This is a genomic window from Solirubrobacter soli DSM 22325, assembly GCF_000423665.1.
GTDB lineage: Bacteria > Actinomycetota > Thermoleophilia > Solirubrobacterales > Solirubrobacteraceae > Solirubrobacter > Solirubrobacter soli.
Genome location: NZ_AUIK01000026.1, coordinates 67,279 through 88,196 on the forward strand (window position 1 = coordinate 67,279; position 20,918 = coordinate 88,196).

Sequence of the window (20,918 nt, forward strand, 5' to 3'; positions counted from 1 at the left end):
CCATAACGCGGTGGGTCCCAGCCTTAGGACGTGCGTTACGAAACCGTCCTCACAGGCAAGTTTCGTAACGGACGTCCGTCGCTCGCGGACGTCGCGGCGCGGCAATACGGCCTCGTCACGGCCGCGCAGCTGCGTGCGTTCGGCCTGACGGACAGCGCGATCAGCAAACGCGTGCGGCGTGGCGAGCTCCACCGCGTCGGCCCGCGCGTCTATGCCGTGGGGCACGACGCGCTTGCGCGCGAGGCGCGTTGGCTCGCGGCCGTGCTGGGCGGCGGGGAGGGCGCGGCGCTCGCGCGGTTCGCCGCAGCGAAGCACTCTGACGTGAGCCGGTTCGCGGTGCCGGTGATCGACGTGGTCGTCCCGCGCCAGCGCCGCGACCGACCCGGGGTCCGGTTCCATCGCGCGGCGGTGATCGATCGCACCACCCATCGCGGCATTCCCGTGACGACGATGCACCGCACGGTCGTCGACCTGGCGGACGTGCTCACGCCGCATCAGCTCGCGAACGTGATGCACGAGGCCGCGTTTCGCGGGCGGCTCGTCCCGGCGGCGATCCGGGACGCGATGGCGCGGGTGTGGGGGCGGCCGCGGCTGTGGGTCGTCGAGCGCGCCCTGGAACTGCATGCGGGCGGGAGCGCGGGGACGCGCAGCGCGGCGGAGGACGCGTTCCTCGCGCTCGTGCACGAGTTGCCGGAGCCGCTCGTGAACGTGAGCTTCGAGGGGTTCGAGCGGGACTTCCGCTGGCCCGGCGTCGTGGTGGAGATCGACGGGCCCGCGCACGGCCGCCCCCACACCCGCCTCGACGACGCCGGGCGCGACCGGACGCTGCGCGATGCGGGCTATGAGGTGCTGCGCTTTCCCGCCGACGCCGTATACGAGCGGCCGCGCGAGGTGCTGTCAGCGGTAGCCGGTGTCGTCGGCCGGGAGACCGGCCTCCTGCACCTCGGTCAGGTAGCGCCAGCAGTCCGGGCGGGTGCCGTCGAGGTCGGTGAAGCCGTAGACCTGGGCGAGTTGGCCGCTCGACAACGACTGGCCGGTCCAGCGGTGGACGTCCGGGTCGGTGGCGAGCGCGGCGACGGCGCGGCCGACGAAGCGCGGGGATTCGCTGATGCAGAAGTGCGGGACGGGTGAGTCGCGCCACGTGGCCTCGGTGACGCCGTGATGCTCGAGCATCGTCTCGCTGCGCAGCCATCCCGGCGTGAGGGCGACCGCGGTGCGGTCCTCGCCGAGCTCCTGCGCGAGCGCCCATGCCATGCGCGTGACCGCGTTCTTGGCCAGGTCGTAGAAGAGGTTCACGCGATAGCGGGTGGCGTTGTAGGCGGCGGTGCCGTCGGTCATCTCGACCACGAGGCCGCCGGGGCGGAGCTTCGGGAGCGCGTGGTGGCTCGTGATCAGGTGGGTGTCGAGCGCGAGGCGCAGCAGGCGCAGGCCGTTGTCGAGGTCGTGCTCCCACACGGGCGTGTCGAACTCGAAGAGGTGTTCGGCGCCCCAGATGTCGTTCACCAGGACGTCGAGGGCGTCGATGCGGTCGAGCAGCGCGGCGACCTGCGCGGGGTCGAGGTGATCGGTCGGCACGGCGATGCCGACGCCCCCGGCCTCGGTGACCAGCTCGGCGGTCTCGTCGATCGTTTCGGGCCGGTCGATCTCCGAGCGTCGCTCGCGGGTGCTCCGGCCGGTGCAGTACACGGTGAACCCGGCCTCGCCGAGCGCGACCGCGATCCCGCGCCCGGCCCCGCGGGTGGCACCGGTGACAAGAGCGATCATGTCGACATCCTCCCGATGGTGGCGGCGGCCGCGAGCACGAGCGCCCCGCCGCCGAGTTGGAGCTGCGTCAGCGTCTCGGAGAACACGAGGAACGCCAGCAGGACGGTCACGAGCGGCTCGACCGTCGCGAGGATCGACGCGGTCGTCGGTCCCACGCGCGCGAGGCCCGCGAAGAACAGCCCGATCGCCCCGACGGTGGAGATCGCCGCCAGCGCCGCGAGCCACCCCCACCCGGCGGCGGTCAGTTCGCCGGGACGCAGATCGCCGAGCACGAGCGACCCGGCGGTCAGCGCGATCGCCGCGCCCGTGCAGACCAGCGCGGCGAGCACGTGCGGGCGCACCCGCCGCGCGATCCCCTCGCTGACGAGGATGTACGCGCTGTAGGTGACCGCTGCGACCATGCCGAGTGCCGCGCCGAGCGGGTCGAGCGCGCCCGCCCCACCGGCGACCAGGAGCGCGAGCCCGCCGAGCGCGACGACCAGCGCGGCGAGCCGGCGCGAATCGGCCCGCTCGCGCCCGAGCGCGATCGCCGCCACCGCCACGATCCCCGGGAACGTGTAGACCAGCAGCGCGAGCAGCGAAGCGTCGATCCGCTGGAGCGCGGCGAAGTAGCACCCGGCCTGGAGTGCATAGCCGCCGGCCCCGAGGGCGAGGCCGGCGAGGACGTCGCGCCGCGAGAGCCGCGGGTGGGGCGGCCCGGCGACGGCCGGGCGGGGCGGCGCGGTGACGACCGGGCGGGACGGCGCGGGGCGCCGCGGGTGGGGCGGCCCGGCGACGGCCGGGCGGGACGGCGCGGGGCGCCGCGGGTGGGGCGGCGCGGCGACGGCCGGGCGGGACAGCGCGGTCCGGCCCGGGACGTCGAGCGCGTCGCGGGCGCGCCACGCCCGCGCGGCGGCGCCCGCGGCCCAGAACAGTGCGGCGGCGAGCGCGAAGCGCACCGCGAGGAGCGTTCCCACCGTCGCGCCCTCGCCGTACGCGAGTTTGCCGAACACCGCCATGGCGCCGAAGGCGGCGCCGGAGCCGAGGCTGAAGAGCATGTCGGCATCGTGTCGCCCGAACACGCAAGTGTCGATTCCGATTTCTACGCACTATTCGGTAGTTTTGCTACATGCTCGACCTGCGGCGACTGCGTCTTCTCAAGGAGCTCCACGAGCGGGGGACGATCGCCGCGGTGGCCGACGCGCTGCAGTTCACGCCGTCCGCGGTCTCCCAGCAACTGGCGATGCTCGAGCGCGAGACGAACGTCACGCTGCTGCAGAAGGCAGGCCGCGGGGTGCGGCTGACCGACCCGGCGCTGGTCCTCGTCGAGCACGCCACCGCACTCCTGGACCGTGCGGCCAGAGCCGAGGCGGACCTCGCCGCCGCGGCGGGGACGGTCGTCGGGCGCGCAAGAATCGCCACGTTCCAGTCGGTCGCGCTTACGCTCGCGATACCGATGATGGAGCGGCTCAAGCACGAGGCACCCCGCCTGCGCACCGAGTTGATCGAGGCCGAGCCCGAGCAGGCACTGCCCGCCCTCGCGCTCGGCGACCTCGACCTAGTGCTCGGCGACGAGTGGCAGCACCAGCCGCTGCGCCTCCCGCCCGGCCTCGAACGCCAGGAGCTGTTCGACGACCCCGTCCACGTGGCGCTCCCTGAGCGACTCGAACACGCGAGCTTCGAGGACCTCGCCCACGAGCCCTGGACGACCGGCCACCCCGGCATGGCCTGGGAGGAGATGACGCGACGCGCGTGCCGCGAGCTCGGCGCCTTCGAGCCCGACATCCGCCACCGGACCAACGACGCGACGGTCAGCCTCGCGCTCGTCGCCCACGGGCTCGCGGTCGCGCTCGTGCCGGGATTGGCGATCCCGCAACACCATCCCGGGGTCGTCCTGAAGCCCACCGGTGTGAAAAGACGGATCCTGGCGGTGGTCCGCGAGGCCGATGCAGCCCGTCCATCCGTCCAGGCGCTGGTCGCGGGAGCGCGCGGATGAGTACCCTCCGCCACGCTTTGCGTCTCCTCATCATTGGTCTGACCCTTTTCGCGGCGCTCGCCGCCCCCGCCGCCGCCGCGACGTGCCCGTATCAGGCACGCTGCGGCTCGATCACTGTGCCGCTCGATCACACGGGCGCGACGCCCGGCACGCTGCCGATCGGCTACGCCGTCCTTCCGGCCACCGGCCCGAAGACCGGCACGATCTTCTTCCTGAGCGGCGGCCCCGGCGAGTCGGCGGTGGTCTACACCGGCCTCGTCCGCCGCGAGCTGGCACCCCTGCGCACCAACAACGACGTCGTGATGGTCGACCAGCGCGGCACCGGCCGCTCCGGCGCCGTCGACTGCAACAACTCGCGCTCGGTGCAGGCGTGCGCGAAGAAGCTCGGGGCCAAGCGCCCGTTCCTGACCACGGTGGAGACCGCGAAGGACCTCGACGACCTGCGCAAGGCGCTCGGGCTGGAGAAGATCACGCCGCTCGGCGTCTCCTACGGCACCAAGGTCGCCAACGAGTACGCGCGCCGGTTCCCGGCGAGCACGGCGTCGGTGATCCTCGACTCGCCGGTGGGCGTCGAGCCGATCGACTTCGACGCGCTCGGCGGCATCGCCGCGATGCCGCGCATCCTGCGCGAGATCTGCGGCGACGGCGGCCCGTGCGCCGGCACCGTCAAGGACGCCGGCGCGGCGCTGTTCGCCGCGGTCAAGCGGGTGCGCGAGAGCAACGTGCGCATCCGCATCGGACGCGAGTCCGCGCGCGTGAAGGAGAGCGACATCCTGCTCGTGATGCGCTCGTCGGACTTCGAGCCGCTGCTGCGCGCCGACCTGCCCGCCGTGCTGAGCTCGCTCGCGCACGGCGACGCGGCCCCGTTCGCCCACATCTTCCTGCGGATGACGGGCGTGGACCAATTCAGCCTGATCCGCCACGGCCTGCAGTCCGACGACGACGAGTACAGCATCTCGCGCTTCCTCGCGACCGCCTGTCTCGAGGCGCAACTGCCGTGGTCGCCCACGTCGGCGCCGTCGACCCGCAAAGCCGCGACGAAGGACTACCTCGCCAAGCTCGGCTCACGCCCCTTCGCACCGTTCAAGCCGTCGGTCGTGAACGCGATGGGCGCCTCCCCCGAGTGCCTGAAGTGGCCGGCGACGCCGCTCCCCGAGCCGGCGCCCGCGACCGCGCCGGACGTCCCGGTGCTCGTGCTGTCCGGCCGCGACGACATCCGCACGCCGCTCGAGGGCGCCCAGGCCGTCGCCGCCGCCTACCCGCACGCGACCGTGCTCGACGTCCCCCACATCGGCCACTCGGTGCTGACCACCGACGAGAGCAAGTGCGCCGTCAACGGCGCCGCCGCGTTCCTGGCGGGCCAGCCCGTCGCGCCGTGCCCGACCAAGCCGCTCGTGACCGCCGGCGCGTACTTCCCCGCGATCTTCAAGGGCACCCCGGCCAAGGCCGTCGAGCAGACCGTCGCCGGGGTCCGGCATGACCTCGACGTCGTGAACGCCGGCGACGACGACCCGCCCTCGCGCGTGACCCTGCCCGGCATGCGCGGCGGCTCCGCCCTCGCCCGCCGCGGCGCTCTGGACCTGCGCAACGTCTCCCTGTTCACCGGCCTGCGGGTCTCCGGCAAGCTGACCGCGTCCGGCAACGGGACCCTGCACCTGCGGGGCAAGCGCAACGCCACCGTGAAGCTCCGCGCCTTCAAGGCGTCCTGATGCTGGCGACGATCCTGACGGCGGCGGCTGTCGCCGCCCCGTTCGGTGACGCCCCACCGTCCACGGTGCAGTCCGATCGCGCGGAGTGCACGCGACCCGCCGGCGCTCCCGGCGAGCTCTTCACCGTCGAGCGGACCGGCGTGCGCCTGCTCACTGCGAGCCGTGGCGGCATCGCGCCGGGTGCGCTGGTCGAGCTCGAGAGCGGATGTCCCGTCGTGGCGACGACCGCGAGCGGAGCGGGCGTCATGGCGTGTTGCGTCGACCGGGGCGGCGTCCCGATCGCCACGACGCGCGATCCCGGCGGCCCATGGAGCCAGCCGGTGGAGCTCGCGGACGACAGCACGCAGGTCGTCGGCATCACCGCCGCGGTGTCGGAGCGCGGCGACACGGTCGTGGCCTGGATCGAGCGCTCCGGCAGGAACCGCGTCCAGGTGAGCATGGTCCGCCGCGCGCCTGGCGGGACGTTCGGGGCGCCGGAGGTGCTCGACGGCCCGTACTCCGGCACGAGCGGGACGATCGCTTCCGGCATCGGTGGCGACGGCGACGTCGCCGTCATGTGGACGCGCCCGAACGCGCAGCCGCGCAACACCGTCGATGTCAAGGTCGCGACGGCCGCCGGTCCCGCCACCACGCTGGCACGGCTCAACCGCCGCGGCGCGGCGTCGCTCGCGGTCGCGGCCGACGGGCACGCGCTCGTCGCCTTCTCGGACGGCGCGTCGGTGCAGGTGGCCGAGCGGGCTCCGGGCACGACGTTCGGCGCGCCCACCGTCATCGCGGACGCCCACGACCCGGTCGCGGTCAAGACCCGCGCCGTGCTCGGGTCGAACGGCCGTGCCGTGATCGCGTGGACGGGCATCGCCCTCGGCGGCGTCCACGTCATCTCGAGACCGGCCGGCGGCGCGTTCTCGGCGCCCGTCACGCTCGCCGCCGGCAATCGCCGCATGCTCGACGACATGTTCCTCAACGACCTCTTCGGCGGCATCAGCGGCGGCCCCGGGCACTGGGAGTTCGGCGGCGCGGACATCGCCACCGCGCTCGGCCCCGACGGCCGCGCCACCCTGACCTGGCCCCGTGCCGACAAGGTCAATCTGGCCACGTTCGGGACCGCCGGCGAGCGGCCGGAGGTCCGGTCGATCGGAGGCGCACCTTGGCCGATGGGGAACCCGATCCCGCTCTTCCTCGCCGACGGCGCGCCCGCGCTGGCCTGGATCGATCGCTACGAACGAGGCCGTCTCCGCCTCCGTCTGGCCGCGGATGGAGCCACGCACGAGGAGCCGGCGCTGCCGCGGCTGCGGGTCCGCGCGCCCGCCGAGCGCACCCTCCGCGGCGAGCGTGCCGCCCTACGGATCCCGGTCGAGTGCGACCGCCCGTGCGAGCTCGTCGCCGAGGCGAGCGGGATCGTCGAGGGGTGGGCCGACCTCGACCTCGACAAGGCCGGAACCGGGACGCTGTCCATGCGACCGCTCTTCGACGACGTGGACCGCAACCGCGAGGGCCGCGTCCGCGTGCGCGTGTCGGCCAGGGCGATCGGCGGCACCCGGCAGGAGCAGCGGACGATCTCCTTCCGCATCGCGCGCACAGGCCTGCACCACGAGCCGCCGACGCGGGTCACGAACCTGCGCGTCACCCGGGACGGCAACGCGATCCGCGTGCGGTTCAGGATGTCCCAGCCGCAGGAAGACGTCACGTTCCCGGCGGTCGGTACCGCGACCCGCTCGCGCTTCGAGGAGCCGCTCGTCGAAGGCTGGACCGGCACGTCCCGCGACCACCGGTCGTTCTCGTTGACGCTCAGGCCGGCCGCCGGCGTGCGGTACGTGACCCTCTACGCCTTCGGCGCCACCCGCGAGCGGATCGTGACGCCCGTGCGATGAGTTTCGCGAGCCGTCAACGTTAGACGCGGCATGAGCTACGCCACGAGCAACGGGATCGACTTCTACTACGAGGAGCAGGGCGAGGGCGCGCCGCTCGTCCTGCTGCACGGTGGGATCGGGTCAGGCGAGATGTTCGCCGCGCTCAGGCCCGCGCTGAAAGGCCGGCGCGTGATCACCGTCGACCTGCAGGGGCACGGGCGCACCGCGGACGTGGACCGGCCGTTCGACGTCTCCAAGATGGCCGACGACGTCGCGGGGATCCTCCCCGACCGGTTCGACCTGCTGGGCTACTCGCTCGGCGGCAAGGTGGCGGTCCGGCTCGCGCTCCAGCACCCCGAGCGGGTGGACAACCTGATCGTCATCTCGGTGGCGATCAAGCGCTCCGGCAACCACCCTGAGGTGATCGCCGCGATGGACGGCATGTCCGCCGAGGCCGCCGAGTTCATCAAGCCGTCGCCGCCCGGGCAGTTCTACGCGGCCAACGCGCCCGACCCGGACAACTGGGGCACGCTGATCGGCAAGACCGCCGACGCGATCAAGCAGGACTTCGACTGGACCGACGAGATCCGCGGCCTCAAGCCCCGCACGCTGCTCGTGTTCGCCGACGCGGACTCGATCCGCCCCGACCACATCGCCGAGTTCTACGGCCTGCTCGGCGGCGGGCTCGCCGACGCCGGCTGGGACGGCTCCAAGCAGCCCGCCAACCAGCTCGCGATCCTGCCCGGTCGCAACCACTACAACATGCTCGAGTCACCGTTGCTCGCCCCGGTGATCGAGGGCTTCCTTCAGTCCTCGAGCTCCCCGCAGTAGGGCCCGAGGCTCGGCAGCGCGTTGCGGTGGAAGACCTGCGGGAGCGCGGAGGCGCCGAACGGGTCGAACATGTCGAAGACCTCGGAGAGGAACGACTGGCGCGGGTGGTCGTCGACCTCGATCGGCCTGCGCACGCCGGTCAGGTGGTCCAGCCGCGCGCGCAGGACCTCGTCCTGGTAGAGGCGCCAGCGCCCGCGGCCGGCGACGTACTCGGGACGGTCGCGATAGGCGATCACGACGTGCTGGCCCACGTGCATCTCGTTGCGTGCGCCGCGGAGGTTCTTCGAGAAGCTCGCCAGCGAGAGATCGGCGAGCGAGCGGTCGTCGCCGGCGCGCGTGACCTGCACGCCGTACGTGTCGTCGCTGCGCACGCCCACCACCTGCAGGTACGCCCCGATCAGCTCCTGCCAGGTGCTCGGCAGGTGCGGGAGCGGCGAGGGGACCCGCTGCGGACCGTAGCGGTGCGGTGAGACCCACGCGGCGACCGCCTCCCAGTCGAGGATCTCGACGTGGAACGGCGGCGGGTCGACCCGCAGCGGTGCCTCGGCCGTCATGGCCCGCTGCGCCGCCGCGACCGGCTCCGACGGCCGGGTGAACAGCAGAACGCCCTCGACGACCGGGGTCCAGTTGATGCCGTCCTCCATGTCGCTGCCGCGCACGTTGAGCAGGCGGTGCAGACCGAAGCAGTCCTCGGGCGCGATCCCGGCCCGGCTGACGAGCGCACCGGCGACGTCCTCGTCGAGCACCGACGGCTCGCCCGGTCGCCGCGCCGCCCAGTGGTCGGAGCGCTTGAACCCCGCGGCCAGCACCCCGTCGGTCGCGGGCGGGAGCGTGCCCGGCATGTGCGCGATCTCCCACTCCACGCGCACGTCGCCCTCCTTCTTGCGCCGGAGCTCGTAGCGGGTCGGGACCCGGTAGACGCCGTAGACGCGCTCCGGATGGGCCGCCAGACCGGCCTCGCGCAGCGCCGCCTCGACGTCGGCCAGCTGCAGCTTGCCCGTGGTCGCGAAGCGGGTGAAGGCGAGCTCCGGGACGACCGGCGCGCAGAACGGCCCGCGGGCGCGGTCGCGATCCGCGCGCTCGACGGCCATGATCCGCTCGCGCTCAGCCGGGTCCTCGACCTCGGCGGGCGGCTTGTTGAGGTCCGCGTCGCCTGGGTCGAGCACGTCGCGGCGATCGTCGAACGTCTCGCCGATCGCGTCCTTGAAGTCCTCCAGCGACTGCTTGAAGAGCCCGCCGATCTCGCGCAGGCTCGTCGGCGCCGCGGTGTTCGGGGCCGGCTGCACCTCGAGCCCCTGCGACGTCATGAACGCCTCGTACTCCGCGCGCGCCTTCGCCGCCTCGGCCTCCTGCTTGGCGGACTGCTGCTCGGCCCGCGCGTACATCCGCGCCATCTTCTCCTCCTGCCTGGGGGAGAGCTGAACGGGCTTGCCCATCAGACGGCGGATCACGTTGCGCATCCGCGGACCCTAACCGGCCAACCTTCGCCGGGTGGGCGGGGTCCTCCCTTTCGATCCCCCCACCCACTCCCTCGGAGGAAGGCATGTTGCCTCGTCCCCGCACCACCCGCCGCAAGCTCGCGATCGGCATCGGCGGCGCCGCCGCCACCCTCGCCGCGACCGCCGGCATCGCGCTCGCGCAGGTGATCCCCGGCCCGCCGCCCGACGGCGGTCCGCCGCAGCCTGCCGGCCCGAACGTCCAGACGACGGCGTGCGGACCGAACGTGAACAGCATCGTCAAGACCGACGCCTCGCCGACGACGACCAACTCGGTCGAGTTCGAGCAGTGGAACGGCCTGGCCACGCAATTCGCCGTCCCGGACGGCCAGACGCGCTGCGTGAAGGTCCTTCTGACCGCCGAGACCGCTTGCTCGGGCTTCGCGGGGAACGACTTCTGCTACGTCCGCGCCCTGATCGACGGCGCGCCGATGGACCCGAACGGCGCCGGCTTCCAGGCGATGGACTCCGAGGACGCGACGGCTTCCGCTCACGCGTACGAGTGGGTCAAGCGCGTCGGCGACGGTCCGCACATCGTGCGCATCGAGCGCCGCGTCGGGAACGCCGCGACGACCTTCTGGGGCGACGAGGTGACGTTCGACACCTCGATCTACCAGTAGCCTGAAGCCATGGCCGGGCTCGAGGAGATCACCACGGAACGCCTCCGTGGCGAGCGCCTCGGGCCCCGGCACAACGACGCGCTGGAGGTCATCTTCGGCGACCCGCGGGTCGGCGCGACGATGGGCGGCGTCTGGTCACGCGAGACCGTCGAGCAGACCACCGCGGCCGTCGACGCGCACTGGTCCGAGCATGGCTTCGGCTACCTGATGTGGTTCGAGCGCTCGACCGGTGAGCCGATCGCGCGCGGCGGCCTGTCGAACGCCGTCTTCGACGGCGAGCCGGTGCTCGAAGTCGGCTGGACGACGACGCCCGAGCGCTGGGGCGAGGGCTTCGCGTCCGAACTCGGACGCGCCATGGTCGAAGTCGCCTTCACGCGCTTGAAGGCGCCCGATGTGGTCGCCTACACGCTCCCGCATAACGGTGCGTCGCGGCGGGTCATGGAGAAGCTCGGTTTCACGTACGAGAAGACGGCTCCGTACAAGACCTTCGGCGACCACGTGCTCTACCGGCTTATGAATACCTGAGCGGCATCGCGGGCATACCCTGTTGCGGAGAGGAGAGTCACATGTCTGTGACCGCTGTACCCGCAGGCCCCGTCACCGAGCTGCGCGATCGCATCGTGCGGCACGCCGAGGTCGTGGGTGTCTGGGCGGTCGATTGCGTCCGCGCGCACCGCGCTGACACCGACTGGGCCGCGGAGCTCTTGGGCGACCGCGAGCATCGTCACGAGCACGCGACGCTCGAGGACGAGGGCTACCACGTGGACTCCTTCGGCGTCGAGCGCGTCGCGCACCAGCGCGGCACGGCCTACGTGCGGCTGATCTGCTCGGTCTCGGTGCGCCCGTCGCGTTTGCAGCCGGCGTCCGCGCGCACGCTGCAGGGCGTCCTCGACGAGTTGCTGCTCGCACCCGCTCGCGCTCGCGTGACCTGCGCGCGGCTAATCGACGGCGTCGTCGTCGCTTCCCGCTAGGAAGCTCGTCACCGCCGCGCGCAGCCCACGCACGTCGGACTTCAGGCTGTGGTTGCCCTTCAGGCGGACGACGGTGCGGTTCGGCGCCTCCGGCGGCATCCCGAACGGGTCGCTCTCGCCCTGGATGATCAGCACCGGCACGGTCACCTGCTCGAGCTCGGGGAGACGCGTCTTCTCCGGGCGCCCGGGCGGGTGCAGCGGGAACGCCAGGCAGAGCACGCCGGTCGCGCCGACCGCACCGCTCGTCCGGCAGGCGACTCGCGCCCCCGAGGAACGCCCGCCGACGTAGAGCGGCAGCCCCTCGATCGGCAGTTGCTCGATGACGGCCTTCCATGCCGTGTCGAGTTGCGCGGCGGGCGCGGCGGACTTGCGGCCGGCGACGCGGTAGGGCTGCTCGACCAGGATCGTCGTCACGTTGACCGCGAGCGCCGCCTCGGTCGCGGCCTTCAGGTCCGGTGCACCGACGCCACCACCCGCGCCGTGTCCGAGCACCAGCACCCCCACGGGCGCCTCGGCCTCGTTGACGTGGGCGCGCGCGGGGCCATGTGGGGTCTCAAGCTCGATCATCGTCGCGCGTCACCTTATTGCGTCGCCGCTTGAGCTCAGCATTGGCGAGGAAGAGCCCGATCACGATCGGCAGCCAATACTTCTTGGACTGCAGCACCTCGCGAACCCAGGCGGGGATCTCGGGGAGGTCGACGTGCGGCCACGGGATGTCCGGCAGGTCGATGTGCGGCAGATCGATGTCGATCGTGATGTCCGGGATCAGGCTGAAGAGGAACGTCAGGCCGATCAGCGCGAGCGCGACCTGCGCGGCGCCCTTGACGACGTAGCGGGCGGCGTACCAGCGCGGGTGCTCGCGGGCGAATCGCGCCCGTCGCGCCGCGCGGGTGCCCGGTTCGGGCTCGAGCGCGATCGGCTCCCCGCCGTCCTGCGGCACGAGCTCGGCGCGGGTGACGCTCCCGCCCCACAGCGGGGTCACGGCCCGGATCTCGAAGTCCTCGCCGGTGAGGCGCGTCTTGGGGCCGTGGGCCCTCGTCTCGTCGACCGTCTCGCCGTCGACCAGCAGGCGGATCCGGTCGCGCTCCCACAGGGAGTCGGGCACGACCTCGATCCGTCGACCTCGGTGGTGGGTGGAGAACGCCGCGGGCATCGGCGGCGAAGGTACGTGCCGCCGCGGGTCGCGACCCCCTACCGAAGTCGATTCTCAAGTGAACTTCAGGACGAGCCGGCGGTAGCCGTTGACGTCGGGCGACGCCAGCCGCTCGATCGGGCCGGCGACCTCGATCGTGACGCCGCGCAGCGCGGTCAGCGCCACCTCGGCCTCCAGCCGCGCGAGCGCGGCGCCGAGGCAGAAATGGACGCCGTGCCCGAAGCTCAGATGGCGGGCGGCGGTGTGGTTGAGCTGGGCGTAGGGGAGCTGGACCAGTCCGCCGGAGGGGATCGTCACCCCGTCCAGCGCGGTGTCGCGCGTGGCGCGCCGCCAGAATGCCGCGAACGGCGGCTCCAGCGCGAGCCGCTCCTCCACGGACACGGTGCCGCTGCGCGCGAGTTCGAGCAGCGCGCCCGCCAGCAGGTGGCCGACCGAGTCCGAGCCGGCGACGAGGATCTCCCGGCACAGGCCGGCGGCTTCGCGCGGCGTGATCGTCGCTTCGTCGACCGCTTCGCGCAGGACCGGCATGTCGAGGTGGGCGAGGAAGAACCGCATCACGTCGCGCTCGGCCAGCAGCCGCCCGCGCAGCGTCGCGAAGTCCTCGGCGGCGGTGTCGTCGGTGCTGGCGGCGTGGGCCAGTGCCTCGAGCTCCGCCCAGTGCTCGCGCGGCAGCCCGAGCAGGCGGGCGACGACGCGGAACGGCACCGGGCGGGTGAACGCCGGCACGACGTCGACCGGCTCGCCGGTGAGGATCGCGCCGAGGGCGGCGTCGACCTCCTCGGCGACGATCGGCCGCAACGCTTCGACCGCGCCGGGCGCGAACGAGCGCCGCAGCACCGCCCGCATGCGCGTATGGCGCGGTGGGTCGAGGCCGATCAGCGCCTGCGGCGTCAGCTCCAGCAGCTCCTTGATGCCCTCCTCGGCCTCGAGCTCGGAGATCCAGGCCGCGTACTCCGCGGGCCGCGGCCCGTCGAAGCGGTCCGAGCTCCAGGTCGCCGGGTCGCGCAGCACGGCCAGGGCCGTGGGCGCGTCGCCGATCACCCAGCCGTCGAGCGTCTCGTGCCGGCGGATCACGGCACGCGTTCGAGCTCGATCTCGTCCCGTAGCGCGATGCCGTGGTCGCCGAACCTCGGGATGCCCGGCTTCAGGCGCGCGCGGGCGTCGTCGACCGCCCCCGCGTGGAGCTTGGCGAGGCGGAAGCCGCGCCGCTGGTAGAAGCGCAACGCGTCGACGTTGTCGTTGGTCGTGATCAGCCACAGGCGGGTGCAGCCCGCCTCGTGGGCGAGCGCCTCGACCGCCGCTATCAAGGCGGTGCCCGTGCCGCGATGGCGGTGCACGGCGTTCAGGGTCAGCACCTCGCACTCCTCGCCGCGGATCACGTAGGTGAGGACGCCCGCGAGCGTCCCGTCCGCGTACTCCGCGACCAGATGCGGCCGCGACACGGCGTCCTCGAGCGCGCCGAGCCGCGCGACGCGGTCGGCGTTGCGCTCCGCCAGGAACGTCTCGACGCCGTCCTCAGGCCGGCTGGGCCGTACTTCCATGCGCGGATTCTCGCGCAAGCCGCTCGCGCGAGTACTCCCACCACGGCCGCGCCGGGGCGCCGTTGGCGTAGTCGACCGCGGCCACGAAGGTGTCGAGCAGGCACGGGTCGTGACGGCGGCCGTCCATCGCGCACAACCGTTCGAACAGCTCCTCGCCGTCCTGGCCCTCAAGGTCCTCCTGCGCGTCGATGTCGAGCCGCCGCAGCTTGGCGGCGACCTTCGGCCCGATGTTCGGCATGTCGGTCAGTTCGCCCATGCCCGTAAGTGTCGCGCGGGCGTCTTGAACGAATCGGACCGATGAGTTTTCGGAGCGGTCCTGGTCATAGGGGCATGACCTCCACGCAGACAGACCGCAACCGCTGGGCAGCGCTGTACGTGCTGTGCGCCGGCGTGCTGATGATCGTGCTCGACGCGACGATCGTGAACGTCGCTCTCCCGTCGATCCAGGACGACCTCGGGTTTTCAGCCAGCAACCTGGCCTGGGTGGTCAACGCGTACCTGATCGCCTTCGGCGGGCTGCTGCTCCTCGCCGGGCGCATGGGCGACCTGATCGGGCAGCGGCGGATCTTCCTGATCGGCTTGACGGTCTTCACCGCCGCCTCCGCCGTGTGCGCGCTCGCGCAGACGCAGGAGATGCTGATCGTCGCTCGTTTCGTCCAGGGCGTCGGCGGCGCGCTGACCAGCGCCGTGGTCCTCGGCATGATCGTGACCATGTTCCCGCAGCCGCGCGAGCAGGCGAAGGCGCTCGGCGTCTACGGGTTCGTCGCCTCCGCGGGCGGGTCGATCGGCCTGCTCTCCGGCGGTGTCCTGACCGACCTCATCAGCTGGCACTGGATCTTCTTCATCAACCTGCCGATCGGCATCGCCACCGGGCTGCTGGCGCTGCGGCTGATCGAGCCCAAGCCGGGCATCGGCGTCGGCGCGGGCGCCGACATCCCGGGCGCGTTCCTGCTGACCGCGGGCGTGATGCTCGGCGTGTACACGATCCTCGGCATCACCGAGCACGGCTGGACCTCGCAGCGCACGCTCGGCCTCGGCGCCATCGCCGCGGCCCTGGTCGGCGCGTTCCTCGTGCGCCAGACGCGGATCGAGAACCCGCTGATGCCGCTGCGCCTGTTCCGCTCGCGCAACGTCACCGGCTCGAACGTGGTGATGGCGATGATCGTGATCGGCATGTTCGGCCTGTTCTTCCTCGGCGCGCTGTACCTGCAGAAGATCCTCGGCTACGAGCCGCTCGAGGTGGGCCTCGCCTTCCTCCCGAGCACGGTCGTCATGGGCATCGTGTCGCTGCGCGCCTCGCAGCCGCTGATGATGCGTTTCGGCCCGCAGCGGATTCTCGTTCCCGCGCTTGTGTCGACGATCGCGGGCCTCCTGCTGTTCGCCCGCACGCCGGTGGACGGGACCTTCGTCACCGACATCCTGCCCGCGACGATCCTGATCGGCCTCGGCATGGGCATGTCGATGCCGGCGGTGATGACGCTGGCGATGTCGGGCGCCACGCCGCAGGACTCCGGCTTGGCCTCGGGTCTGATCAACACGACCGTGCAGGTCGGCGGCGCCATCGGCCTGGCCGTGCTCGCCACGCTGGCGTCCGAGCGCACCGGTGGCGCGACCGACGCCGCGGCGATCAACAGCGGCTACCACCTCGCGTACCTGATCGGCGCGGGCGCGCTGGCCGTCGCCGTGGTCGTCTCGCTGGTCGTGCTGCGGGTCCCGCGCGAGGCGTCCGCCCCGGCCGCGGTCCCGGCTCATGCCGGGTAGTACTCCTCGTCGGTCACGTGGGGTCCCCACACGGCGTCGGTCCCGTCGTCCGCGAGCTCCTGCATCGCCAGATGCGTCATGAACGTCGCCGGGTCGGCGCCGTGCCAGTGGACCTCGTTGGGGTCGAAGCGCACGGTGTCGCCGGCGCGCAGCGGCTGCGGCGGCTCGCCCGCGACCTGGAAGATCCCGGCGCCCTCGGTCACGTGGATGGTCTGCCCGAACGGGTGCGCGTGCCAGGCGGTGCGCGCACCCGGCGTGAAGTGCACGCTGAGCAGCTTCACGTGCGGGCCCGGTGAGATCTCGTCGAGGTAGACGTCGCCGGTGAACCAATCGCTGGGCCCGCGCTTGGTGTCGGGCCGGCGGCGGATGACCTCCACCTAGAGCTCCCCCGGCCCCAGCACCGCGCAATGCGGGTCGCGGATCAGGTAGCGCCCGGCGATCGGGCGGTCGAACTCGCCGAACGCCTCACTCCACCAGCGCGCCCCGTTCCACACGTGCTCGGGCGCCGAGCTGCGGTCGTTGGCACCGGGCGTGAGGTCGAGCTGGATCTCCTCGAAGCAGTACTCGACCATCGCTGACGAGTGGTTGGGGATGCCGTTCTCGAGCGGGTTCGGCGTGCCCCGCGTCCACAGGTACGCCTGCCAGAAGCCGAGCGTCTCGAACAGGTCGAAGCGCAGGCGCTCGAGGTTGGGGGTCTCGGTGGCGCGCGCGACGACGCGCGCGGCCTCCTCGGCGTCCATCTTCACGCTGAGGAGCGCGATGTTCGGGTCGCGCCGCTTGTCGCCGTAGTGCTCGAGCGTCGCCTCGGTGATCGCGTTGTCGGCCGGCTCGGGGAAGTGCCCGGCGCGGCTGTGGAGGGCGACCTCGCGCAGCTCGTTCCCGCCGACCAGCAGGAAGGCGTGCGACCACAGGCTCGGGCGCCGGTCCCAGCGCAGGATGCTCTGCGCCCGCCGCAGCGCGACGCCGGGGAGGTCGCTGCTTCCCACCAGGCCGATCAGGCCGAGGGCGCCGCCGAGGTCATCGATCGCGTCCTTGAAGAACGTCGCGTTGTCGCCGCCGGCGTGGGTGTCCGACCAGTCGATGACGTTCGGGTTCTGCGTGTCGCTCTGGGAGTGCCGGAGCACGTTCTCCTCCTCAGCGAAGCTCGAGTTCGATGGGGTCGTGAATCGGCTGCGCGCCCTTGGCGGGCTTGCGCTTGAAGATCCGGCCGGGGACGGTCTGGTACGGGCGCACGCACCAGAGCTGGAGCGTGAAGCGCGTGCTGCCGTTGCGGCCCTGCGCGATCCGGATCAGCCCGATGTTGTTGTCGGTCGTCGTGGGGACCTCGTCGCGGGGGAGGACGTCCCAGACGCGACGGTTGACCCTGACCGCCGTGTCCAACTTGGATGCCTTCTGGCCCCACGGCGGCAGGTACGGCGTGACGCGGCTGGCCGGGCTGGCGACGAACTCGTAGATCCAACGGCCGTCCCCACCGTTGATCTTCGCCATCGAGAGGCGACCGGTGTGGATGTCCCCGGTCAGGATCAGGATGTCGTGCACCGGACGCTCGAAGATCGGGCCGAAGCGGGCGGACTCTTGGAAGTCCAGCAGCGTGCGGTCGGTCTTGGAGCCGCCGTTCTTCATCAGCGGCTGCGGCAGGACGAGGACGCCAGGCCCTTTGAGGCCGGCGGCCCAGGCTTCGAGGTCGTCCCACTGCTCCGGGAGCATCAGGCGTTCATCGGGGACCTTGTCGCGGGTCCGGTAGGAGCGCGTGTCGGCGACGAAGAAGCTGACAGGGCCGACGGCGATCGTGTACCAGCGCTTGGCCCCCGGGTTCAGCGCGGTCTGGTACGCGTCGAGGATCTCGCGCAGGGCGTCCGTGGTCTTGGGCTGGTAGCGGTCCCAGCTGAGCGGGACCTGCAGCTGCGGCTGGGGGAAGTCGTTCCAGAACTCGTGGTCGTCGCAGGTGACCAGGGTCGGGCAGGACTGCAGGAGCTCGAGGTACGGCCCGTCGCCCCAGTAGCGCTCGTACTTGTCGGCCAGGCCCTCGGGCACCTTGTCCGGCAACGGGGACCACACGTCCATGTAGAGCTGGTCGCCGGCGAGGATCTTGAACACCGGGCGCTCGCGCTGGACGAGCTCCTTGACGGCGGCGCTGTAGAAGCCGTCGCGGTCGTCGTTGATCCAGAAGCAGGAGCCGAACAGGAGGCTGAAGCCGCCGCCGGGGATGCCGCTCGGGAGCGTGCGCCAGTACAGCGGGCGGCCGATCTCGGGGATCGTCACCTCATAGAGCGCGCCCGCGGTCGCCTGCTCGATGCGGAGCTCGCTCACCCCCATGCGGCGCTTGGAGCCGGGCGGCTGGATGGGGGTCAACGGACCCTGTGTGCTCTGCTGGGGTTGCCTGTCCGGGGTGCGCACCGTCACCGGGGCGGGCGTGAAGTCATCCCCGGTCCAGGAGTACCAGACGCGCCAGCCGTCGCCGCTCTGGAGCGGTGCCCCGCAGGTCACCCATACGCCGCTTGCCGCCATCTGGCGGCAAGCCTACTTGTCCTGCTTGGCCGATTTGTCCTTCTCGGGCTTGACTTCGTCCTTCTTCGCCTGGCCCGGCGGAACGGAGGTCGCCTCGGGGGTCGCGGACTCCTTCTTGATCTGGCCGGGGGCGGTGTCCTTGCCGTTGGTCTTCGTGGTGTCGGCCTTCTTGATCTGACCGGGCGCGGTGGTCTTCTTCACCTGGCCCGGCGCGCTGGTCTTGCCGTTGGTCTTCGTGGTCTCGGCCTTCTTGACCTGGCCCGGCGCGTTGGCCTTGCCGGTCTCCCCCGTCTGCCCGGGCGCCTGGCTCTTGCCGACCGCCGTCTGCCCGTCCGTCTTCGTCCGCCCGCGTGCCTTGCCGTGCGCCCGTTCGTCCGTCTTCGTCTTCGGCTTGCCGAGCGCGCGGACGTGCGCCTTGGCCTTCGCGCGCGCGTTCGTCTTCGCCGCGCCGCGCGGTGGGGCGACGGTCGCCGTGGGGGCGGGCGTCGAGGTCGCGGCGACCGGGACCGCCTTGGCGGCCCGCGGCGGCGCTTCGGTGGTCGCCGCCTCGGCCGGCTTGGGCGTGCGCGCGTGCTGCATCTCGACCGCGATCGTCGTCCCGCCGCCCGCGATCGCCACGCAGGCGAGCAGCTTCGCGGCGGTCGCGCCGCCGCCGAGCAGCTGGGCCAAGAGCGCGGCGGCGCCGCCCATGGGCAGCGGCGGAGCGAGCGCCTTCAGCGCCTTCGGGCGCGTCTCGAGGTCGGCGCGGAAGCGGCGGCAGTCCGGGCAGGAGCGCAGGTGCCCGCGGACGCCGCGCCCGCGCAGGACGCGGCCGTCGCCGTCGGAGAGCATGCGGCGGATGTCGTGGCAGGCCATCTCACGCCCCTCGCGGAAGCTGAAGAGCGCGGACCGGGCGTCGAAGATCGCCTGTTTGACCGCCCCGGTGGAGAGCTCGAGCACGAGCCCGATCTCCTGGTGCGAGAGACCGTTGAGCTCGCGCAGGACCAGCGCCGCGCGCTGACGCTCCGGCAGGTCGGCGAGGTCGAGCTGGAGCAGGCGCAGCTCCTCGCGCTCCGAGATGCGGTCCTCGAGCTCGCCGGGCGCGGGTCGCTCGTCCAGCTCGTCGGTCGCGGGGCGCCGGCGCAGGATCGAGATCGCCTCGTTGTGCGCGATCCGGAACAGCCACGGACGCAGCTCGAAGTCCCGCTGCTCGTCCTGCAAGGCAGCGAACGCGCGCGTGAACGTGCTCTGCAGCGCGTCCTGCGCGTCCTCGTCGTGGCGGAGGATCGAGCGGCAGTAGCGGTACAGCGCCTGGTGATGACGTTCGTAGACGGCCGCGAAGGCCGCCGAGTCGCCTCGCGCCGCTTTCGAGCGGAGTACGCCCTCGCTTCTGATCCGTAGTGCCGTCATCGCTCACAGGTGCTCAACGCGAAACCTCTCTCCGGGTTGGGTACTACCCAACCCTGGGCGTCACGCTGCGTTGTCAGGGCATGGCCCCCAACGCGCAACGGATTATCGCGCTGCTCGAGCGCACTCTCACCGATCCAGAGCCCACGAAGGCGCTCTTGATCCTGACCGACCTGCGGCGAGAGCTCGACGAGCTCGAGCGCAGCCACGTAGGCCGGGCATTGCAGGCCGGCAGCTCGTTCGCCGACGTCGCACGGCCGTTGGGGATCTCGCGCCAGGCAGCGCATCGCCGCTACCGCGACCTCGCCGCTCCGCCCCCGCAGAAGCCGACGCTGGCGCCGGAGGCGCGGGCCGCGCTCATCCGCGCGCGCCAGGAGGCCGCGCGCCACGGCTCGATCAGCATCGACGCCACGCACCTGCTGCTGGCGATCGCCGAAGGCCGCGGGGTCGACGTCGAGGCCGCGCGCCGCACCTTCCCGCCGCCCGCGATCAACGCCGCTGCCCCGAGCGGCCTGCACCCGGCGCTGCACGCGCGGCTGACCCGCGACCCGGGGACGCTGCAGCTCGACCACCTCGTGCGCGCCGCGCTGGAGGATCCCGAGGGCCGGCGGCTGCTCGACCGGCTCGGGGTCAGCATGGGACGCCTGCTCAGTCCAGCAGCTTCGTGACCGTCGCCATGTTGCGGAACGTGGCGACGTCGGCCAGACCGGGCTTGCCGAGCGCCTTCATCAGCCGGCTGCCCTGCATCCCGTCCGGGCACCATGCGTAGAGCTCGCGGCCGTGGACGTGGAGCTCGTCGGGGCTCCAATCGTCCTCCGGCACCGAGAGCTTGCCCTCGGTGAAGATCACGAAGGAGCGCTTCAGGTCGTCGGCTTGTGCTTTGAACGGGTCGTGCTCGGAGACCTTTCGCAGCTCGTCCATCGTGCGGATCACGACCTCGATCTCGAAGCCGAAACGTTGCTCGAGCGCGTCCTGCAGCGTCTTCCGGGCGTCCTTCTTCGCGCCCGTGAAGATGACGTTGCCGGATTGCAGGACGGTCTTGACGTCCGTGAACCCGAGCTCCTCCATCAGGTCGCGGAGGTCCGCCATCGGGACCCGGCGCTTGGCGCCCAGATTGATCCCGCGCAGCAGCGCCACCAGCCTCGCCATGTCGCGACCCTAACAACCCTGAGGAACTCTTACTTCTCTCTTCATTGCCCGCTTAGGGAGTCAGTCGAGACTCGCTGCGCGCTGTCGAGACGACGCGCGGGTCTGTCTTCTTTGGAGGGTTGTGATGGGTTCTCAAACTCGGCGTCTCGTCGTGCCGGTCGTCGCTGGTTTCATCGTCCTGGGCGGTGCTGCTCCCGCATTCGC

The 20,918-nt window shown here is 72.0% G+C and carries 22 protein-coding genes and 1 pseudogene; 10 read left to right on the top strand and 13 right to left on the bottom strand.

Translation table 11 applies throughout. The features are described from left to right. Positions 1-30: 30 nt before the first annotated feature. Positions 31-846 (top strand): annotated as a pseudogene (locus tag G569_RS61320) (type IV toxin-antitoxin system AbiEi family antitoxin domain-containing protein); the annotation flags it as partial. A 51-nt stretch (positions 847-897) separates the two neighbouring features. Here the strand turns inward: G569_RS61320 and G569_RS65460 are convergent. Both G569_RS65460 and G569_RS50230 read right to left on the bottom strand, forming a co-directional pair. Further along, complete coding sequence (locus G569_RS65460) at positions 898-1,764, bottom strand: SDR family oxidoreductase (protein WP_028064874.1); 867 nt, start codon at positions 1,762-1,764, stop codon at positions 898-900. Beyond that, positions 1,761-2,801: a DMT family transporter gene (locus G569_RS50230; RefSeq protein ID WP_053226740.1), complete on the bottom strand. Its 1,041-nt coding sequence runs from the start codon at positions 2,799-2,801 to the stop codon at positions 1,761-1,763. The genes G569_RS65460 and G569_RS50230 overlap by 4 nt, the downstream gene beginning before the upstream one ends. Before the next feature lie 71 nt (positions 2,802-2,872). Between G569_RS50230 and G569_RS50235 the strand changes: the two genes are divergently transcribed. The 4 genes from G569_RS50235 to G569_RS0120980 are packed head-to-tail and all read left to right on the top strand — an operon-like array spanning position 2,873 to position 8,129. Next, positions 2,873-3,739, top strand: a complete 867-nt coding sequence (locus G569_RS50235) for a LysR family transcriptional regulator (RefSeq protein WP_037497999.1) — start codon at positions 2,873-2,875, stop codon at positions 3,737-3,739. Between the two features lie 17 nt (positions 3,740-3,756). Next, positions 3,757-5,448 (top strand): alpha/beta fold hydrolase, encoded by a 1,692-nt coding sequence (locus G569_RS0120970; protein WP_037498001.1) that lies wholly within the window; start codon positions 3,757-3,759, stop codon positions 5,446-5,448. Beyond that, a complete protein-coding gene (locus G569_RS0120975) occupies positions 5,448-7,319 on the top strand; it encodes a hypothetical protein (RefSeq protein ID WP_028064876.1) in 1,872 nt (623 codons plus the stop codon). The genes G569_RS0120970 and G569_RS0120975 overlap by 1 nt, the downstream gene beginning before the upstream one ends. Before the next feature lie 30 nt (positions 7,320-7,349). After that, positions 7,350-8,129: an alpha/beta fold hydrolase gene (locus tag G569_RS0120980; RefSeq protein WP_028064877.1), complete on the top strand. Its 780-nt coding sequence runs from the start codon at positions 7,350-7,352 to the stop codon at positions 8,127-8,129. On the opposite strand, the gene G569_RS0120985 is transcribed toward G569_RS0120980, so the two are convergent. Continuing rightward, positions 8,105-9,589, bottom strand: a complete 1,485-nt coding sequence (locus G569_RS0120985) for a hypothetical protein (protein ID WP_028064878.1) — start codon at positions 9,587-9,589, stop codon at positions 8,105-8,107. The two genes, G569_RS0120980 and G569_RS0120985, sit on opposite strands and share 25 nt — an antisense overlap. Positions 9,590-9,672: 83 nt before the next feature. Between G569_RS0120985 and G569_RS0120990 the strand changes: the two genes are divergently transcribed. Genes G569_RS0120990 through G569_RS0121000 form a run of 3 tightly spaced genes read left to right on the top strand, consistent with a single transcriptional unit; the run spans position 9,673 to position 11,216 of the window. After that, positions 9,673-10,245 carry a hypothetical protein gene (locus tag G569_RS0120990; protein WP_028064879.1) on the top strand — a complete coding sequence of 191 codons (573 nt, stop codon included), beginning with the start codon at positions 9,673-9,675 and terminating at the stop codon, positions 10,243-10,245. A 9-nt stretch (positions 10,246-10,254) separates the two neighbouring features. Next, the gene (locus G569_RS0120995) at positions 10,255-10,770 is read left to right on the top strand and encodes a GNAT family N-acetyltransferase (RefSeq protein WP_028064880.1); all 516 of its coding nucleotides are present in this window, start codon (positions 10,255-10,257) and stop codon (positions 10,768-10,770) included. A 41-nt stretch (positions 10,771-10,811) separates the two neighbouring features. Beyond that, positions 10,812-11,216: a hypothetical protein gene (locus G569_RS0121000; RefSeq protein WP_037498004.1), complete on the top strand. Its 405-nt coding sequence runs from the start codon at positions 10,812-10,814 to the stop codon at positions 11,214-11,216. Here G569_RS0121000 and G569_RS0121005 read toward each other — a convergent pair. The 5 genes from G569_RS0121005 to G569_RS0121025 are packed head-to-tail and all read right to left on the bottom strand — an operon-like array spanning position 11,184 to position 14,166. Next, complete coding sequence (locus G569_RS0121005) at positions 11,184-11,783, bottom strand: alpha/beta hydrolase family protein (protein WP_037498013.1); 600 nt, start codon at positions 11,781-11,783, stop codon at positions 11,184-11,186. The two genes, G569_RS0121000 and G569_RS0121005, sit on opposite strands and share 33 nt — an antisense overlap. After that, positions 11,770-12,369 (bottom strand): hypothetical protein, encoded by a 600-nt coding sequence (locus G569_RS0121010; protein ID WP_028064883.1) that lies wholly within the window; start codon positions 12,367-12,369, stop codon positions 11,770-11,772. Before G569_RS0121010 ends, G569_RS0121005 begins: the two co-directional genes overlap by 14 nt. 54 nt (positions 12,370-12,423) lie before the next feature. After that, positions 12,424-13,443 carry a cytochrome P450 family protein gene (locus G569_RS0121015; RefSeq protein WP_028064884.1) on the bottom strand — a complete coding sequence of 340 codons (1,020 nt, stop codon included), beginning with the start codon at positions 13,441-13,443 and terminating at the stop codon, positions 12,424-12,426. Next, on the bottom strand, positions 13,440-13,910 hold the full coding sequence (locus G569_RS0121020) for a GNAT family N-acetyltransferase (protein ID WP_028064885.1): 471 nt from the start codon (positions 13,908-13,910) through the stop codon (positions 13,440-13,442). Before G569_RS0121020 ends, G569_RS0121015 begins: the two co-directional genes overlap by 4 nt. Next, positions 13,885-14,166 carry a helix-hairpin-helix domain-containing protein gene (locus G569_RS0121025; protein ID WP_028064886.1) on the bottom strand — a complete coding sequence of 94 codons (282 nt, stop codon included), beginning with the start codon at positions 14,164-14,166 and terminating at the stop codon, positions 13,885-13,887. Before G569_RS0121025 ends, G569_RS0121020 begins: the two co-directional genes overlap by 26 nt. A gap of 74 nt (positions 14,167-14,240) precedes the next feature. Here G569_RS0121025 and G569_RS0121030 point away from each other — a divergent pair, with 74 nt between their 5' ends. Beyond that, the gene (locus G569_RS0121030) at positions 14,241-15,671 is read left to right on the top strand and encodes a DHA2 family efflux MFS transporter permease subunit (RefSeq protein WP_028064887.1); all 1,431 of its coding nucleotides are present in this window, start codon (positions 14,241-14,243) and stop codon (positions 15,669-15,671) included. On the opposite strand, the gene G569_RS0121035 is transcribed toward G569_RS0121030, so the two are convergent. The 4 genes from G569_RS0121035 to G569_RS0121050 are packed head-to-tail and all read right to left on the bottom strand — an operon-like array spanning position 15,659 to position 19,568. Continuing rightward, positions 15,659-16,048 (bottom strand): (R)-mandelonitrile lyase, encoded by a 390-nt coding sequence (locus tag G569_RS0121035; RefSeq protein WP_028064888.1) that lies wholly within the window; start codon positions 16,046-16,048, stop codon positions 15,659-15,661. The genes G569_RS0121030 and G569_RS0121035 overlap by 13 nt on opposite strands. Next, positions 16,049-16,795, bottom strand: a complete 747-nt coding sequence (locus G569_RS0121040; protein WP_028064889.1) for a hypothetical protein — start codon at positions 16,793-16,795, stop codon at positions 16,049-16,051. Between the two features lie 10 nt (positions 16,796-16,805). Then, complete coding sequence (locus tag G569_RS0121045; protein ID WP_084285307.1) at positions 16,806-18,179, bottom strand: alkaline phosphatase D family protein; 1,374 nt, start codon at positions 18,177-18,179, stop codon at positions 16,806-16,808. A 12-nt stretch (positions 18,180-18,191) separates the two neighbouring features. Next, on the bottom strand, positions 18,192-19,568 hold the full coding sequence (locus G569_RS0121050; RefSeq protein WP_028064891.1) for an RNA polymerase sigma factor: 1,377 nt from the start codon (positions 19,566-19,568) through the stop codon (positions 18,192-18,194). Between the two features lie 80 nt (positions 19,569-19,648). Between G569_RS0121050 and G569_RS50240 the strand changes: the two genes are divergently transcribed. Beyond that, positions 19,649-20,233: a Clp protease N-terminal domain-containing protein gene (locus G569_RS50240; protein WP_037498017.1), complete on the top strand. Its 585-nt coding sequence runs from the start codon at positions 19,649-19,651 to the stop codon at positions 20,231-20,233. Here G569_RS50240 and G569_RS0121060 read toward each other — a convergent pair. Next, positions 20,214-20,714, bottom strand: a complete 501-nt coding sequence (locus tag G569_RS0121060; RefSeq protein ID WP_028064892.1) for a DUF1697 domain-containing protein — start codon at positions 20,712-20,714, stop codon at positions 20,214-20,216. The genes G569_RS50240 and G569_RS0121060 overlap by 20 nt on opposite strands. Positions 20,715-20,918: the final 204 nt, after the last annotated feature.

Coding starts and splice junctions, on each gene's coding strand:
- G569_RS65460 (WP_028064874.1), bottom strand. CDS start 1,764: ATGATCGCTCTTGTCACCGGTGCCACCCGCGGGGCCGGGCGCGGGATC.
- G569_RS50230 (WP_053226740.1), bottom strand. CDS start 2,801: ATGCTCTTCAGCCTCGGCTCCGGCGCCGCCTTCGGCGCCATGGCGGTG.
- G569_RS50235 (WP_037497999.1), top strand. CDS start 2,873: ATGCTCGACCTGCGGCGACTGCGTCTTCTCAAGGAGCTCCACGAGCGG.
- G569_RS0120975 (WP_028064876.1), top strand. CDS start 5,448: ATGCTGGCGACGATCCTGACGGCGGCGGCTGTCGCCGCCCCGTTCGGT.
- G569_RS0120980 (WP_028064877.1), top strand. CDS start 7,350: ATGAGCTACGCCACGAGCAACGGGATCGACTTCTACTACGAGGAGCAG.
- G569_RS0120985 (WP_028064878.1), bottom strand. CDS start 9,589: ATGCGCAACGTGATCCGCCGTCTGATGGGCAAGCCCGTTCAGCTCTCC.
- G569_RS0120990 (WP_028064879.1), top strand. CDS start 9,673: ATGTTGCCTCGTCCCCGCACCACCCGCCGCAAGCTCGCGATCGGCATC.
- G569_RS0120995 (WP_028064880.1), top strand. CDS start 10,255: ATGGCCGGGCTCGAGGAGATCACCACGGAACGCCTCCGTGGCGAGCGC.
- G569_RS0121000 (WP_037498004.1), top strand. CDS start 10,812: ATGTCTGTGACCGCTGTACCCGCAGGCCCCGTCACCGAGCTGCGCGAT.
- G569_RS0121005 (WP_037498013.1), bottom strand. CDS start 11,783: ATGATCGAGCTTGAGACCCCACATGGCCCCGCGCGCGCCCACGTCAAC.
- G569_RS0121010 (WP_028064883.1), bottom strand. CDS start 12,369: ATGCCCGCGGCGTTCTCCACCCACCACCGAGGTCGACGGATCGAGGTC.
- G569_RS0121020 (WP_028064885.1), bottom strand. CDS start 13,910: ATGGAAGTACGGCCCAGCCGGCCTGAGGACGGCGTCGAGACGTTCCTG.
- G569_RS0121025 (WP_028064886.1), bottom strand. CDS start 14,166: ATGGGCGAACTGACCGACATGCCGAACATCGGGCCGAAGGTCGCCGCC.
- G569_RS0121030 (WP_028064887.1), top strand. CDS start 14,241: ATGACCTCCACGCAGACAGACCGCAACCGCTGGGCAGCGCTGTACGTG.
- G569_RS0121045 (WP_084285307.1), bottom strand. CDS start 18,179: ATGGCGGCAAGCGGCGTATGGGTGACCTGCGGGGCACCGCTCCAGAGC.
- G569_RS0121050 (WP_028064891.1), bottom strand. CDS start 19,568: ATGACGGCACTACGGATCAGAAGCGAGGGCGTACTCCGCTCGAAAGCG.
- G569_RS50240 (WP_037498017.1), top strand. CDS start 19,649: ATGGCCCCCAACGCGCAACGGATTATCGCGCTGCTCGAGCGCACTCTC.
- G569_RS0121060 (WP_028064892.1), bottom strand. CDS start 20,714: ATGGCGAGGCTGGTGGCGCTGCTGCGCGGGATCAATCTGGGCGCCAAG.